The following is a 15,480-nucleotide window of genomic DNA, read 5'->3' as shown; positions in this document are numbered from 1 at the left end:
CATCTAGCAATATATAATCTTGGCCTAGCTAGCCTTGTGTTTTCACCTTTTGAGTCATGAGTTTTCGCTTCAAACATGATATAATGTTTCTATATTTTGTTGTTGAAAAGAGACGGTATGAAATTACTCTATACGGACATTCGTAGTCCTTTGACGGCGCATTTGACTAAGCAAGCTCAAGACTTGGCAGCGGCCGGCAGGCGGGTCTTTTATATAGCTCCCAATTCGCTTTCTTTTGAAAAGGAGCGCGCAGTTTTGGAGGCATTAGAAAATCACGCTTCCTTTGCCATTACGGTGACACGTTTTGCCCAGATGGCTCGTTATTTTGTCCTCAATGATGTTCAGGAAGGACAGCCCTCAGATGACATTGGTCTAGGCATGTTATTTTATCGGATTTTATCGGAAATAGATGACCGGGAGCTCAAGGTTTATGGGCGGATTAAGAAGGATGCACAATTTATCCAGCAACTGCTAGACCTTTATCATGAGCTTCAGACAGCTCAGATGACTTTTGCGGATTTGGACCATCTAGAAGAGCCAGAGAAGCGTGAGGATTTGCTCAAGATTTTCACGGCCTTTTCGGCTGCTCTTCAGGCAGGAAATTATGATGCGACTTCTAAACTTACGATTTTCGCTCAGCATATTCTAGCTGGTGATTTGGATGGGGAATTGGCTAATCTTGCACTGGTTATCGACGGCTTTACCCGCTTCTCGGCAGAAGAGGAGTATCTAGTAGATCTGCTGCATCGCAAGGGAGTGGAGATTGTCATCGGCGTTTATGCTAGTCAAAAAGCCTACCGGACAGCCTTTCGTGAGGGCAATCTTTATCAGGCCAGCGTGGACTTTTTGCTCAAGCTGGCTCAAACCTATCAGGTCAAGCCAGAGTATCTGGCAGATGGTTCGAGTCAGCTTGATGATGCCTTTGGCAAGATTTCCAAGATTCTAGCGAGTTGCTATGATTTTTCTGAAACCCATGTGGAATTGACTGAGGAGGATCGGTCTCATTTACAGATTTGGTCGGTTCGCAATCAAAAAGAAGAACTGGAATATGTGGCCAAGTCCATCCGCCAGCGGCTTCATGATGGCGTCCGCTACAAGGATATCCGTCTGCTTTTGGGTGATGTGGAGGCCTACCAGCTCCAGCTGAAGACCATCTTTGACCAATATCAGATTCCCTTTTATTTGGGGCGGTCTGAGTCCATGGCCCAGCACCCTTTAGTCCAGTTTTTAGAGTCACTGGAACGGCTGAAACGCTATAATTTTCAGACAGAAGACTTGCTCAATCTTCTAAAAACCGGCCTGTATGGTGGCTTGAGTCAAGAGGAGCTGGATAGTTTTGAGCAATACCTTCGCTTTGCTGAGATTAAAGGGGCAGCCAAGCTGGGGAGAGATTTTACCATTAACCGTCAGGAAAAATTTAACCTGAAGCGGCTCAATGTCATGCGTCGGAGTCTTATAACGCCACTGCTGGATCTTTTTAAAACTCGTAGTCAGACAGTAGCTGGTCTCTTGGCTAAATTTACTAGCTTTATCAAAGAGGTTCGCTTGGATGCCAATCTGACCGGTCTACTGGAAGGAGCAAGCCAGCAGGAACTAGAACGGCAGGAGGAGGTCTGGAAGACTTTTTGCCATGTTCTAGAGCAGCTTGCGCAGGTGTTTGATGGTAGCAAGCTCAAGCTAGATGATTTTCTGGCTCTGATTCTGTCTGGTATGCTTCTGGCCAAATACCGAATGGTACCGGCGACCGTGGATGTGGTGACAGTTCAGTCCTATGATTTGATTGAGCCTATGGCTGCTCCTTATGTCTATGCCATCGGGTTGACGCAGGAGCGCTTGCCCAAGTTAGCGCAAAATAAAAGTTTGCTCAGTGACGAAGAACGTCAGAGATTAAATCAAGCAACTGGGGATGAGTCAGAGTTGCAGGTAGCCAGCAGTGAAAATCTCAAGAAAAACCGCTTTGCCGCCCTATCGTTGCTTAATTCAGCGACAGAAGAACTGGTTCTGTCTGCCCCCGTCTTGATCAATGAAGTAGAGGATGCCATGTCTTCCTATCTGACGGAGCTAGAAACAGCGCCTATCTCCCTGCCTATCATCAGCAAGCGACCACAGGCTAGCAGTGATGATATTGGGACTTATCGGGCTTTGTTGGCGCGCGTGATTGACCTCTATCAGGAGGATATCGACCGCGAATGGACACCGGAGGAGCAGACCTTCTGGGCGGTGGCAATTCGAGTCTTGCGTAAGAAGTTGGCAGCTGAGGGGATTTCCATTCCCCAGATCAGCAAGGAATTGAAGACGGAGCCTCTCAAGTCGGAAACCCTCCAAGCACTTTATCCTTCAGAGCAGCCTTTGAAACTGTCAGCTTCTGCCCTCAATGAATACTTTAAAAACCAGTATGCCTATTTCCTTAAGTATGTCTTGCGGTTGCAGGAGGAGTGGACGATTCAGCCGGATGCGCGCAGTCACGGGATTTTCCTCCACAGAATCTTTGAAAAGGTTATGCAGGAGCACTTGGATCAAGACTTCGATACTCGCTTGCAACGGGCTATGGAGGAGACTAGCTGGGAGGCTGAGTTTGAAACGGTCTATGGAGAAAATGGTGAGACCCAGTTTGCCCGCCGTTTGCTATTGGATACAGCTAGGGCTACTGGTCGTATCTTGGCTCAGTCGGATGGGCTAGAGATTATCGGTGAGGAGACTGACTTTGGTCGGGATGATCGGCCTTTCTTGCTTTTGGAAAATGGCAGAGCTCTTCAAGTTAGCGGTAAGGTGGATCGAATTGATCGTCTGACTGAGACGGGGAGTCTGGGAGTTGTGGATTACAAGTCGGGCGATACCAAATTCAGCTTTGAGAAGTTCTTTAATGGGCTTAATTCCCAGCTGCCGACCTACCTAGCAGCTATCCGAGAAATGCCAGAATACCACGAGGACAAGGGAACTTTCGGAGCCATGTACCTACAGATGACGGAACCTCTAGCCAGCCTCAAGGAAACTAAGGCACTGGACGAGGCTGTCAAACAGGTCATGAAAAGTCAGGTATATAAAGGGCTCTTTCTGGCTGACCAGGCCAAGGACTTAGGCACTAACTATGAGAAAAGCAAGGTTAATCTGCTGACTAAGGAAGAATTAGAAGTGATTTTGGCCTACAACGCTTATCTCTATCAGAAGGCGGCAGAAGGCGTTTTAGCTGGTCGCTTTGCTATCAATCCTTATACAGAAAATGGCCGCAGCATTGCCCCTTATGTGGATCAGTTCAAGGCTATTACAGGCTTTGAGGCCAATCTTCATCTGGGGCAGGCTAGGCAGCTGACCAAGTTAAATCTGGACCAGTATGATAAACGGCCGACAGGCGAGAAGCTGCGTCAAGCTTGGCTAGAAAAAATCAAGGAGGAGTTGGACAAATGAGACGGATTCCCTTTTTAAATGAGCAGGATATCCTAGTCAAGCAGGCTGAGGAAGCTGCCTCTGACAAGCCACAAAAGCGCACGCCAGAGCAGATCCAGGCCATCTACTCCTCTGGTCAGAATATTCTTGTTTCGGCTTCGGCAGGCTCTGGTAAGACTTATGTCATGGTTCAGCGGATTATTGACCAGATTCTCAGAGGTGTGGAGGTCAGCCAACTCTTCATCTCTACCTTTACTGTCAAGGCGGCAGGTGAGCTCAAGGAACGGCTGGAGAAGGAGCTGAGTCTTGTACTCAAGGAGACTTCAGATCAGGAACTCCGCCAGCATCTGGCCCAGCAGTTGGCTGAAATTGCCAATGCGGATATTGGCACCATGGACGCTTTTACCCAGAAAGTAGTCAATAAGTACGGCTATTTGCTGGGGCTGGCACCGCATTTTCGGATTTTACAATCGACTAGTGAGCAGCTTATGCTACAAAATGAAGTCTTTGACCAGCTTTTCGATGCCTATTATGATAGCGATCAGCAGGAATTATTCAGCCGCTTGGTCAAAAATTTCACTGGTAAGCGCAAGGACATTGCTGGTTTCCGCCAGCAGATTTATAGTATTTATAGCTTTCTCCAATCTACCAGCAATCCGAAGAAATGGTTGGAGGAGACCTTTCTTCTAGGTTATGAAACCAGTGATTTTGATGCAGAACGGGAGCGAATATTCTCTGGAGCTAGGCAGTCTTTGCTGGATTTGGAAGATTTTTTTCAGAGCCATTTGGCTCATGAAGGCCAAGCCTTTGCTGGCGCTAAATATCAGGAAAATGTTCAGGCAGCCTTAGATATCTTGGCTGAGCTGACAGAGCAGACCGAATCGGAGCAGTTGCTAGATTTGATTCAGCGCTTTTTAGAATTAGCCAAGACCTCTAACCATCAGGCTTTTACTGCCCGAGTTGGTAAAAATGCGGACGAACTTAAAAAAGAGCTGGCTCAGACCTATAATGAAGCCCGCAAGTCCTTGATAGAGCGAATTAAAGAGCTGGATGTCCGCCTTTACCATCTGAACTTTATGGAGCAGCATCAGGCGGAAGCTCTTCCCCTACTGGATTTGTTGCGAGATTTTATCCGAGATTTCTCGCAAGCTTATTTGGAGCGCAAAGTAGCAGAAAATGCCTTTGAATTTGGTGATATCAGTCATTTTGCAATTGAGATTTTAGAAAATTATCCAGAGGTGCGGCGTTTTTATCAGGATAAGTACCATGAGGTGATGGTCGATGAGTACCAAGACACTAACCATACTCAGGAGCGAATGCTGGAATTGCTGGCTCGAGGAAATAATCGCTTTATGGTCGGCGACATTAAGCAGTCCATCTATCGATTTCGCCAGGCCGATCCGCAGATTTTTAACGATAAATTTAAACTCTATCAGGCCGATCCTAGTCAGGGCAAGCTGATTATTCTCAAGGAAAATTTCCGCAGTCACATCGAGGTGCTGGAAGCGACCAATGATGTCTTTAAACGGCTTATGGACGAGGAAGTCGGCGAGATTGACTACAATGAGACCCACTATTTGGTGGCGGGAAATCCAGCCAAACGGGATCCTAACCCAGCCAATCAGGCGGAATTTCTGCTTTATGACGGTAGCGCTGATAGCGAAGAAGAGGATTCTGACCAAGGTCTGCCCAGCATTTCAGCGGGTGAGGTAGCCTTGGTAATCAAGGAAATCATCCGCCTTCATAATGAAGAAGGGGTGGATTTCAAGAACATTGCCTTGCTGACAGCTTCGCGGACCCGCAATGATCTGATTTTAGCAGAGTTTGATCGGCATCATATCCCGATTGTGCCTGATGATGGCGAGACCAATTATCTCCAGTCGGTAGAGGTTATGGTGATGCTGGATACCTTGCGAACCATTAACAATCCTCTCAATGACTATGCCCTGACTGCCCTTCTCAAGTCACCAATGTTTGACTTTGATGAGGACGAGTTGACTCGGCTAGCCTTGCAAGCCTCCAGTACCAAGTCTATGGAAAATCTCTACGAAAAGCTGAGGAATGCTCTGGCTGATCAAGGTCTGGAACCTCAGCTCATCCATGGTGAATTGCGCAAGAAACTGCAGCATTTCCAGACAACGCTGGATGACTGGCGCAGCTATTCCAAGACCCATTCTCTCTATGATTTAATCTGGAAGATTTATCAGGATCGTTTTTACTACGATATGGTAGGGGCTCTGCCCAACGGTGAGCAGCGTCAGGCCAATCTCTATGCCTTATCCTTGCGGGCCAATGATTATGAGAAGTCGAGTTTCAAGGGGCTGTCCCGCTTTATCAGCATGATTGACCGGATTTTGAAAAATGAACATGACTTAGCCAGCGTCCCTTTGGCTGCACCGAAAAATGCTGTCCAACTAATGACCATCCATAAGAGTAAGGGACTAGAGTTCAAATATGTCTTTTTGCTCAATATGGACAAGGCTTTCAATCGTCAGGATAGCAGCTCTGCTATTATTCTCAGTCGGAAAAAAGGCATCGGAATCAAATATGCGGCCGATGTAGCCGTTGAGGCTCAGGATCCTCATGCGCCCAAGCAGATCCGCATTTCCATGGAAACCCTACCCTATCAGCAGAATGCCGAAGAACTCAAGCTGGCTAGTTTGTCTGAGCAGATGCGTCTGCTCTATGTGGCCATGACGCGGGCTGAGACCAAGCTTTATTTGGTCGGCAAGGGAAATCAAGCCAAGCTCCAAGAGCGCAAGTGGGGAAGCAGCCAAAATGGTCGCTTATCCAGCAATCTTCGTAGCCAGCTGACCAATTTTCAGGATTGGCTTTATGCTATTCAGTCTGTGTTTGAGGGGGAAAATCTAGCTTATCAGACTCGCTTTGTGACTGATCAGGAGCTGACAGACGAGCAGATTGGAGTATTGAAGCAGACTGACCCCGTTCCGGTAGATGATTTGACTGGCAACCGTCAGTCAGAGGATATCCGCCGAGCTCTGGATATCTTGGAGAATGTAGATCGACTCAACAGCCTCTATCAAGCGGCTATTGAATTGCCTAGTGTCCGCACGCCCAGTCAAATCAAGAAGTTCTATGAGCCGGTTATGGACTCAGAAGGGCTGGATATTATGGATGCGCATCAAAGCTATCAGCCCGAGCTGTCTTTTGAACTACCAGACTTTGGCAAGAAGAAGCAAGTCACAGGAGCTCAAATTGGCTCTGCTGTCCATGAGCTCATGCAACGGATTTCGCTGGATCAGCCTGTAACTAAGACTAGCATTCGCCAAGCCTTGGCTCAGGTTCAGGCAGATGCGGCGGTCAAGAAAGAGATTGATCTGGCTAAGATTGAGGCCTTTTTCGCTACAGAACTGGGGCAGCTAATCCAGCAGCAGGCTAATCATCTCCATCGTGAAGCACCTTTTGCTATGCTCAAGCGGGATCCAGCCAGTGGTCAAAACTTTGTGGTTCGGGGAATCTTGGACGGCTATCTGCTTTTTGATGATCGCATTCTCCTCTTTGACTACAAGACCGACCGCTATCATGAGCCGACAGAGTTGGTGGAGCGCTACCGATCTCAACTGGACCTCTATGCCGAAGCGCTCAGTCGTTCCTATGGCCTTAGCCAAGTAGACAAGTATTTGATTCTACTGGGAGGAGCGGAGCTGCAGGTGGTCAAGGTGGACTAGTTTTGACAAAAAGTGAAAAGATTGATTAATCCTATGTTATAATTCGGATTCTATTTATAGAAAGATAGATCGTTTAAAAGTTTGTGCATAAATGTACGCAAGAATAGTATGACTAGGAATAATCTGGAAAGGAGTCAGTTATGTCTCAACTGCAACGAATCCAAAAAATGGAAGAACATCTGAATAAATATTCTCAGGTCTTGGTGAAAGCTCAGGCAGCTTTAGCTGAGCTGGAGCGCTGTCAGTCAGATTATATCCAGCTGCGGGACTACTACACCAGTCAGGATTTTTTCGATGACCTGGCATTTTCTAATGGACCAGACTTTCCTGAGAATGTAGCCTGCGGTGTCCTAGCCGAAGATACCGTCTATGACCTGATGGATGAGCATTTCCAGACTGCCCTGACCCTGTTGGACCTGTCCAGTGCCATGCTGAAAGAGCGATGAAATCCTATTTAATGTCATTATGAAAGAAATGGAAAATTAATTTTTTTCCATTTTTCTCTTGCTTTTTCATAAAAATTCGGGTAGAATAATCAAAAATAAATTGAAAGCGATGAGAGAACTTGTTTAAGAAAAGTTAAAAAATAAAGAACAGAGAGTGCCGGTAGCTGGAAAAGCACACCATTCTTAAACGTCACATTCTTGAGTGCGGATGCGAAATCACAGTAGTGTCCGACGGCTGATTCCCGTTACGAATCTGGAGTCTCGTACTCTGTGAGGGTTCTCAGGCGACTGAGGACCGAATAAAGGTGGAACCGCGTGTCAACGTCCTTGCAAGATAGATTTTTTGCGAGGGCTTTTTATTATTTTCTAAACAACAGATGATTGAAACTAATATGTATTGATAAATAGCGATGTGAAAGTGAGGTAGTAGTATGATCAAACTAAAAGGTCTCAGGCAGATTCAGCCCTATGTAGCAGGGCAGCAGCCTCAGGAAAACAATATGATTAAGCTCAATACCAATGAGAATGCCTACGGTCCCAGCCCTAAGGTGGCAGAGGCCTTGCGAAGCTTTGATGCCCATGAGCTGCGGCGCTACTCTAGCCTAGATCAGGCAGCTCTTTCTCAGGCCTTAGCAGTCAATCTAGGTGTCAGCCCTGACCAGCTTATTATTGGCAATGGCAGCGATGATATCCTGTCCATGGCCTTCTTGGCCTTCTTTAATAGTGGGGAGCCAATCCTCTTTCCTGACCTGACTTACGGATTTTATAAGGTTTGGGCAGATCTCTACCATGTGCCTTTTAGGGAAATACCGCTGGCAGAGGATTTTACGGTGCGGACGGCCGATTATCTGGGGGGGAATGGTGGTATTATCCTAGCCAATCCTAATGCTCCGACAGGGATTTACAAGTCTCTGGAAGAATTGGAGGAGATTTTGGTGGGCAACCCAGATGTGGTGGTTGTAGTGGATGAGGCTTATATTCACTTTGGTGGTCAATCTGCCCTACCCCTGCTGGAAAAGTATTCCAATCTCTTTATTACTCGGACTTTTTCCAAGGATGCGGCCTTAGCTGGCCTGCGGGTGGGTTATGGCATTGGTCATCCAGACTTGATTGCTGTTATGAAAGCAATCAAGGACTCTATCAATCCCTATTCGGTGGATATGCTGGCAGAGCGTTTGGCTCTTGCGGCAGTAGAGGATTGGGCCTATTACCAAAAGACCGGTCAAGCCATTCAGGAAACTCGGGACTGGTTTGCGACAGAACTGTCCATGCTGGATTTTCAGGTTCTGCCCAGTCAGACCAATTTTATTCTAGCAAAACCTAGTCAAATTCCTGCGTCAGCCCTTTTCCAAGAACTCCAAGAACGCAAAATCTATGTGCGCTATTTCCCGAAAGTAGCGCGTATTAAGGACTACTTGCGCATTTCTATTGGCAGCCAAGAGGAAATGGAGAGGGTGCTGGCGGCCATCAAAGATATTATCAGGACAAGTGAGGAAACCAGCCTATGAACCTGCCTATCAATAAAATAACCCTCCCCAATGGCATGCACGACAAGCTCTTTAAGCGAGCTCGTGTAACCTATGAGATTGAGCATGCAATCAGCGATTTTCTCATAGCTCAGGGATTCAATCGGATTGATACACCAACCTTGGAGCACTTTGAAGTTTTTAGCGATCAGGTGGAGCCCTACCATTATCATCTTTTTGATAAGAAGGGGGAATTGCTGGCACTGCGGCCGGATGTAACCAGCCAGATTGGCCGAGTAATCGCTTCGACGAGAGTCCATACTCCGACTAAATTTTCTTACTCTGGCAAGGTTTTTCATTATCATGAGGAGCTACGCGGTTTGTTAAATGAGCAGAGTCAGGCTGGTATCGAAATTATTGGCTATCCAGCCCGTGAGGCTGTGTTGGAAGCTATTCAGTCAGCCAAACAGGCTTTAGATCTGGCACAAGTTCAGTCCTATCAGTTTGAGTTTTCTCATGCAGCAGTGCTAGAAACAGTCTTAGTTACTTTGGATTTGGACCAGCCTGAGGAGGATCAACTATTGGATCTAATCCGCCGGAAAAATATGACGGGACTGTATGAATTTACAGCTCGCAGACCGAGTTCCTTTGATCGACTGCTTCAGGAGCTGCCCAATCTCTTTGGCCCCAGTCAGTTTGTATTAGAAAAAGCACGGAAATTAATTGAAAACGAAGAGCTTCTCCAAGCCCTTGAAGAGATTGAATGGGTTTTAGACAAAGTATCAGATTTATTTCCTCAGACAGCAATCGATCTGGGTCAAGTTCCAAGTCTTCCCTACTATACTGGTCTGACCTTTAAGGTTTTCGGTGAGCGAGTGCCTGATGCCTTCCTGTCTGGCGGTCGCTATGATAAGCTCTTTGAACGTTTCGGAGCAGAGGAATTGACGGCTATTGGCTGGTCCTTGAATATCGACAGTGTCTATCAAGCTATCCACGATGATCTGCCGGATGAGGCGGCAAAGGAGGCGCAATCATGAGTCAGATTACGATTGCCCTGACCAAGGGGCGGATTGAGAAAGATACGATTAAATTGTTTAGTCGGGCTGGCTTTGATCTGAGCTTTATGGCAGACAAGGGACGCAATCTCATTTTTGAAAGTCCAGACGGCCGTTTTCGTTTTCTGCTGGTTAAAGGACCAGATGTGACCACCTATGTGCGCCACGGAGTAGCTGATTTAGGGATTGTTGGTAAAGATATTCTCTTTGAGCATCCGACCGGCTATCTGGAGATGCTGGATCTAAACTTTGGTCTTTGTAAATTTTCGCTGGCCTCGGTGCCCAACTATGATCCACATGATCACAAGCGCAAGCGGATTGCGACCAAGTACCCGACAGTGGCGACTGATTATTTTAATCAAAAGGGAGAGGATGTAGAAATTATTTCCATTCAGGGCAGTGTGGAAATCGCACCAGTTCTGGGCTTGGCAGATGCTATTGTCGATATTGTGGAGACTGGTAACACTCTGGTAGCCAATGGTTTGGTTGTTTTTGACGATATCTGCCGTGTTTCAGCTCGGCTCATTGCCAATCAGGCTTCCCTGAAAAATAACCCAGACCTGATGCCCTTTGTTGCAAAGATTGAATCCCTAGTAGGAAGAAGAGAGGTGGCTTTTAAATGACAATTATCAAACGTTTAAGTGGAAGTAATGAAGAAATTTCACGAATTTTATACGAAGAGCAGCTGCAGCTCAGCCAGCAAAACTTAGATGTAGAAGAAACGGTGGCTGAGATTATCGAAACGGTTAAACGAGATGGTGACCAAGCTTTAAGGAACTATACCAAGCTCTTTGACAAGGTTGAGGTGACCGACTTTGAAGTTAAGCAGGAGCTGATTGATCAGGCTTTTGAGGAGATTGACCCAGAGGTCTTGGCCGCCTTGAAGAATGCCCAAACTAATATCGAATCCTACCACCGCCAGCAGCTGGAGACTGGTTTCGAGGACAGTCCCAGTGAGGGCGTTATCCGTGGTCAGCTAATTCGACCGATTGAGCGTGTTGGCACCTATGTACCTGGGGGCACCGCCGCCTATCCGTCCTCCGTCCTTATGAATGTTATCCCAGCCAAAATTGCCGGTGTTAAAGAAATTATCATGATTACACCGCCGCAGGAGCATTTTAACCCAGCGATTTTGGTTGCAGCCAAGCTGGCTGGTGTGGATCGGATTTTTCAAGTGGGCGGAGCCCAAGGTGTAGCAGCTCTGGCTTATGGAACTGAGACCATTCCCAAGGTGGATAAAATTACTGGGCCGGGAAATATCTTTGTAGCAACAGCCAAAAAGATGGTCTATGGTGTCGTGGGAATTGACATGATTGCCGGGCCTTCGGAGATTGGAGTCATTGCCGATAGTTCAGCCAGTCCAGTCTATGTGGCAGCTGATCTCCTGTCGCAAGCTGAGCACGACAAGCTGGCTCGGGCTATTCTGGTGACTGACTCAGAGGAGCTGGCAAATCAGGTCGAAGCAGAGCTGGACAGACAGCTGAAAGAGCTGCCACGAGAGGAAATCGCGCGTGCTTCTATTGAGAACAACGGTCGTATCATCCTTGCACCTTCTAAGGAAGCCATGTTTGAGCTTATGAACCAGATGGCACCTGAGCATTTAGAGATTGCTATGGACGATGCTTACAGCTATCTGGATCAGGTTGAAAATGCTGGCTCAGTCTTTCTGGGGCATTATACCAGTGAGCCAATCGGGGATTACTATGCAGGAGCCAATCACGTCTTGCCGACAACCAGCACCAGCCGTTTTTCATCAGCCTTGGGTGTCCATGACTTTATCAAGCGCATCCAGTACACTCAGTACAGCAGAGAAGCCGTCTGGGCAGCGGAAAAAGATATCACCAAGCTGGCTTATGCGGAAGGCTTGCAGGCTCACGCCCGAGCCATCGAATCCCGCAGGCTGGAAAAATAGGAGGACAAGTTATGAGACAAGCTGAAATCAAGCGCAAAACTCAGGAAACAGATATTTATTTATCACTCAATCTGGATCAGCAGGAACCTGTTCAGATTGAGACCGGTGTCGGATTTTTTGACCACATGCTGACTCTTTTTGCTCGCCACAGTCGAATTTCTCTGACGGTTAAGGCCGAAGGCGATCTCTGGGTGGATAGCCACCATACGGTGGAAGATGTAGGTATTGTGCTGGGGCAGGCTTTGCGTCAGGCACTGGGAGACAAGGCTGGCATTAATCGCTATGGCACTAGCTTTGTGCCCATGGATGAAACGCTAGGTATGGCTAGTTTGGACTTATCAGGCCGTTCCTATCTAGTCTTTGACGCAGTCTTTGACAATCCCAAGCTAGGGAATTTTGACACTGAGCTAGTGGAGGAATTTTTTCAAGCTCTAGCTTTCAATCTGCAGATGAATCTGCACTTGAAAATCCTCCATGGAAAGAACAGCCACCACAAGGCGGAGAGTCTCTTTAAAGCGACTGGACGAGCTCTACGCGAGGCCATCACCCTCAATCCCGAGATTCATGGGGTTAATTCGACCAAGGGAATGCTCTAAATCTCATTTCTCCACTCAAGAAGGAAACAGATATGATAATTGTAATTGATTATGATGCAGGCAATACAGCCAATGTGTTGCGGGCTTTGGCTGCTATTGGTGCAGAAGCTAGGCTGTCTGCTGATCCGCAGGAAATTTTAGCTGCTGATGGCTTGATTTTGCCGGGAGTCGGGGCCTTTCGGACGGCTATGCAGGAGTTACAGAAGCGGGATTTGATTGGCCCCATACAGGAAGCTGTATCTGGCGGAAAGCCCTTCTTGGGTATCTGCCTGGGCATGCAGCTCTTACTGGAGGTCGGGCTGGAAAATGGACAAACTTCAGGGTTGGGCTTTATTCCCGGTGTCTGCCGTCGGATTCCGGCTCGGGCTGGTCTGCCTGTGCCTCACATGGGCTGGAATGACTTGCAGATTCAGCAGCCGTCTGCTTTAACAAATCGCTTGCAAGGGGAGGCTGTTTATTTTGTTCACAGCTACTATACAGATGTAGAACAGGAATATCTAGATGCGACAGCTGACTATGGCTTTCCAGTGCCGGCCATGATTCATAAGGGTTCAGTCTTTGGCTGTCAATTTCACCCAGAAAAATCAGGCCAGGTAGGCCTAGAAATCTTACGAAATTTTAAGGAGTATGTCTATGAGGATTCTACCAGCGATTGATATCAAAGACGGGCAAGCCGTCCGACTTTTCAAAGGTGATTTTAGCCAAAAGACCGTGGTAAATCCTGATGTCTTGGCTCAGGCTCTGCTTTTTAAGGAAGCTGGCATTTACATGATTCATGTGGTAGACTTGGATGGAGCTCTGGAAGGTCGTGCTGCCAATAGGGATTTGATTGCCCGTATCAAGGCGGAGACAGGTCTGGCTATCCAAGTCGGCGGTGGTATCCGCAGTTTAGAACAGATTGAGGACTACCTAGCGGTCGGAATTGACCGTGTCATCATTGGATCCATGGCAGTCAAGAATCCGGCCTTTGTAGAAACGGCCCTCCAGCGTTTTGGTAGTGATAAGATTGTTGTTGGTATTGATGCTAAAAAGGGTCTAGTTGCAACCGAGGGCTGGCTGGAAACCAGCGACCAAGACTATGTCAGTCTGGCTCTGGCTATGGAAAAAATCGGTGTTCGGCTCTTCGTCTATACGGACGTGGATCGAGACGGAACTCTGACCGGTCCCAATATCCAACATTACCAAGAATTGCTGAAAGCTCTAAAACAAGCTCGGGTCATTGCCTCTGGCGGTATCCAATCAGCAGAAGATTTAGAGGTGCTGAAAAAGTTGGGCTTGGCTGGTGCCATTGTGGGCAAGGCTTACTATCAGGGAAATATCTCACTAAGCCAATTAAAGGAAATAGACGAGGATTAGCTATGCTGAAAAAACGAATCATTCCCTGTCTGGATGTTAAGGACGGCCGGGTAGTTAAGGGGATTAACTTTGTCAATCTGACCGATGTCGGAGATCCGGTCGATGCTGCCAAGGCTTACTATGAGGCTGGCTGTGACGAGCTGGTTTTTCTGGATATTACGGCTACCCATGAGGAGCGGGACACGACGGTCGAGATGGTTCGACGCGTGGCGGAGCAGGTCTTCATTCCTTTTACTGTCGGTGGTGGCATTCGAACGGTTGAGGATATGAATAAGATGCTCAAGGCTGGGGCGGATAAGGTGGCAGTTAATTCCTCGGCGATAGCCAATCCTCAACTTTTGGCGGACTGTGCTGAGAAATTCGGCAGTCAATGTGTGGTGCTGGCTGTTGATGCTAAGAAAGAAGCGGATGGCAGCTGGCATGTCTATCTGGCTGGCGGTCGCAAGGACAGCGGTCGGGATCTTTTAGATTGGGTACAAGAAGCTGTCCGTCTGGGGGCGGGAGAGATTCTTCTGACCAGCATGGACAAGGACGGCACCAAGTCCGGATTTGACCTGCCTATGCTGGAAGCCGTATCCCAAGTCGTGTCGGTACCTATCATCGCTTCGGGCGGAGCTGGCAATAGTCAGCACATTCTAGAAGTTTTTGAAAAGACTGTGGCAACAGGAGCCTTGGCGGCTTCGATTTTCCATTATGGAGAGGTTTCCATCGCAGAGACCAAAAAAGCCATGCAGGAAGCCGGATTGGAGGTGCGCATCTGATGACAGAAGTAAAACTGGATTTTCAAAAGCAAGGCGGCCTCATACCTGCTATTATCCTAGACCACACCAGCAAAGAAGTCCTCATGTTGGCCTATCTCAATGAAGAAGCCTACCAGCTGACCCGCACTAGCGGGCAAATGTGGTACTGGAGCCGGTCACGTCAGGAGCTTTGGCATAAGGGGGCCACTAGCGGCCACTACCAGACTGTCAAAAAAATCACAGCTGACTGCGACCTGGATACCCTGCTGATCGAGGTAGACCAACTGGGAGCAGCCTGCCACACCGGTGCCAAATCCTGCTTTTTTCATACAATCTGGGATGAAGAAGACGGCAAAACTGACTAAATGCTCCCTTGGTGTACTTTTAGTGGGTGCTAAGACTGAAATTAAACTGGTAAGTCAGTACCAAGACACTAGACTGCCATTGGAAAGAATTGTATTTTATAGTAAAATAAGGATAGAAACAAGGAGATATGATGCTAGAAACCCTCTATCAAGAAGCCCTCAAACGCAAAAAAGAGCCCAAGGAAGGCTCCTATACCAGCTATCTCTATGACAAGGGGCTGGACAAGATTCTCAAAAAGGTCGGTGAAGAAGCAACGGAGGTAGTCATTGCAGCTAAAAATGCTGACAAGGACGAGATAGCCAATGAAACAGCTGATCTGCTCTACCATCTGGCGGTCGCTCTCGTTGAGACTGGGGTCAGTCTAGAGGAGGTGGAGGCTGTCCTCCAAGCTCGTCAGGGCAAGCAAAGCCGGATTCACGACCGACCAACCATTGACAATTACTAAACGGATACGAGATTAGCAGAAAGGC

General features: G+C 47.6%; 13 protein-coding genes. All 13 read left to right on the top strand.

The window, feature by feature from the left end; all coding sequences use genetic code 11:
- The first annotated feature begins 117 nt into the window (after nt 1-117).
- Nucleotides 118-3,405 (top strand): ATP-dependent nuclease subunit B, encoded by a 3,288-nt coding sequence (rexB, locus tag FZ952_RS06880; RefSeq protein WP_148881102.1) that lies wholly within the window; start codon nt 118-120, stop codon nt 3,403-3,405.
- On the top strand, nt 3,402-7,073 hold the full coding sequence (addA, locus tag FZ952_RS06875; RefSeq protein WP_148881101.1) for a helicase-exonuclease AddAB subunit AddA: 3,672 nt from the start codon (nt 3,402-3,404) through the stop codon (nt 7,071-7,073). The genes rexB and addA overlap by 4 nt, the downstream gene beginning before the upstream one ends.
- 140 nt (nt 7,074-7,213) lie before the next feature.
- Complete coding sequence (locus FZ952_RS06870; protein ID WP_148881100.1) at nt 7,214-7,519, top strand: DUF4298 domain-containing protein; 306 nt, start codon at nt 7,214-7,216, stop codon at nt 7,517-7,519.
- A gap of 431 nt (nt 7,520-7,950) precedes the next feature.
- On the top strand, nt 7,951-9,027 hold the full coding sequence (hisC, locus tag FZ952_RS06865) for a histidinol-phosphate transaminase (protein ID WP_148881099.1): 1,077 nt from the start codon (nt 7,951-7,953) through the stop codon (nt 9,025-9,027).
- Nucleotides 9,028-9,035: 8 nt separating this feature from the next.
- Nucleotides 9,036-10,022 (top strand): ATP phosphoribosyltransferase regulatory subunit, encoded by a 987-nt coding sequence (locus FZ952_RS06860; RefSeq protein WP_148881124.1) that lies wholly within the window; start codon nt 9,036-9,038, stop codon nt 10,020-10,022.
- The gene (gene hisG, locus FZ952_RS06855) at nt 10,019-10,663 is read left to right on the top strand and encodes an ATP phosphoribosyltransferase (protein ID WP_148881098.1); all 645 of its coding nucleotides are present in this window, start codon (nt 10,019-10,021) and stop codon (nt 10,661-10,663) included. Before FZ952_RS06860 ends, hisG begins: the two co-directional genes overlap by 4 nt.
- A complete protein-coding gene (gene hisD / locus FZ952_RS06850; protein WP_148881097.1) occupies nt 10,660-11,952 on the top strand; it encodes a histidinol dehydrogenase in 1,293 nt (430 codons plus the stop codon). Before hisG ends, hisD begins: the two co-directional genes overlap by 4 nt.
- A gap of 11 nt (nt 11,953-11,963) precedes the next feature.
- On the top strand, nt 11,964-12,548 hold the full coding sequence (hisB, locus tag FZ952_RS06845) for an imidazoleglycerol-phosphate dehydratase HisB (protein ID WP_148881096.1): 585 nt from the start codon (nt 11,964-11,966) through the stop codon (nt 12,546-12,548).
- Between the two features lie 32 nt (nt 12,549-12,580).
- A complete protein-coding gene (gene hisH / locus FZ952_RS06840; RefSeq protein WP_148881095.1) occupies nt 12,581-13,204 on the top strand; it encodes an imidazole glycerol phosphate synthase subunit HisH in 624 nt (207 codons plus the stop codon).
- Entirely contained in the window at nt 13,182-13,904 is a 723-nt protein-coding gene (gene hisA, locus FZ952_RS06835; RefSeq protein ID WP_187423888.1) for a 1-(5-phosphoribosyl)-5-[(5-phosphoribosylamino)methylideneamino]imidazole-4-carboxamide isomerase, read from the top strand. Before hisH ends, hisA begins: the two co-directional genes overlap by 23 nt.
- A gap of 2 nt (nt 13,905-13,906) precedes the next feature.
- Nucleotides 13,907-14,665, top strand: coding sequence for an imidazole glycerol phosphate synthase subunit HisF (gene hisF, locus FZ952_RS06830; protein WP_148881093.1), 759 nt, complete (start codon nt 13,907-13,909; stop codon nt 14,663-14,665).
- The gene (gene hisI, locus FZ952_RS06825; protein WP_148881092.1) at nt 14,665-15,009 is read left to right on the top strand and encodes a phosphoribosyl-AMP cyclohydrolase; all 345 of its coding nucleotides are present in this window, start codon (nt 14,665-14,667) and stop codon (nt 15,007-15,009) included. Before hisF ends, hisI begins: the two co-directional genes overlap by 1 nt.
- Before the next feature lie 131 nt (nt 15,010-15,140).
- Nucleotides 15,141-15,455: a phosphoribosyl-ATP diphosphatase gene (gene hisE, locus FZ952_RS06820; RefSeq protein ID WP_062198968.1), complete on the top strand. Its 315-nt coding sequence runs from the start codon at nt 15,141-15,143 to the stop codon at nt 15,453-15,455.
- Nucleotides 15,456-15,480: the final 25 nt, after the last annotated feature.

The organism is Streptococcus sp. Marseille-P7376 (genome assembly GCF_902460385.1).
In the GTDB taxonomy this organism is placed as follows: Bacteria; Bacillota; Bacilli; order Lactobacillales; family Streptococcaceae; genus Streptococcus; species Streptococcus sinensis.
This window is presented reverse-complemented; position numbering and strand designations above follow the sequence as displayed.

Bases quoted from the DNA above. Each gene is read 5' to 3' on its own strand.
- hisG (WP_148881098.1), top strand. From the start codon at position 10,019: ATGAGTCAGATTACGATTGCCCTGACCAAGGGGCGGATTGAGAAAGAT.
- hisB (WP_148881096.1), top strand. From the start codon at position 11,964: ATGAGACAAGCTGAAATCAAGCGCAAAACTCAGGAAACAGATATTTAT.
- addA (WP_148881101.1), top strand. From the start codon at position 3,402: ATGAGACGGATTCCCTTTTTAAATGAGCAGGATATCCTAGTCAAGCAG.
- hisF (WP_148881093.1), top strand. From the start codon at position 13,907: ATGCTGAAAAAACGAATCATTCCCTGTCTGGATGTTAAGGACGGCCGG.
- hisE (WP_062198968.1), top strand. From the start codon at position 15,141: ATGCTAGAAACCCTCTATCAAGAAGCCCTCAAACGCAAAAAAGAGCCC.
- hisD (WP_148881097.1), top strand. From the start codon at position 10,660: ATGACAATTATCAAACGTTTAAGTGGAAGTAATGAAGAAATTTCACGA.
- hisA (WP_187423888.1), top strand. From the start codon at position 13,182: ATGAGGATTCTACCAGCGATTGATATCAAAGACGGGCAAGCCGTCCGA.
- FZ952_RS06870 (WP_148881100.1), top strand. From the start codon at position 7,214: ATGTCTCAACTGCAACGAATCCAAAAAATGGAAGAACATCTGAATAAA.
- hisI (WP_148881092.1), top strand. From the start codon at position 14,665: ATGACAGAAGTAAAACTGGATTTTCAAAAGCAAGGCGGCCTCATACCT.
- rexB (WP_148881102.1), top strand. From the start codon at position 118: ATGAAATTACTCTATACGGACATTCGTAGTCCTTTGACGGCGCATTTG.
- hisC (WP_148881099.1), top strand. From the start codon at position 7,951: ATGATCAAACTAAAAGGTCTCAGGCAGATTCAGCCCTATGTAGCAGGG.
- hisH (WP_148881095.1), top strand. From the start codon at position 12,581: ATGATAATTGTAATTGATTATGATGCAGGCAATACAGCCAATGTGTTG.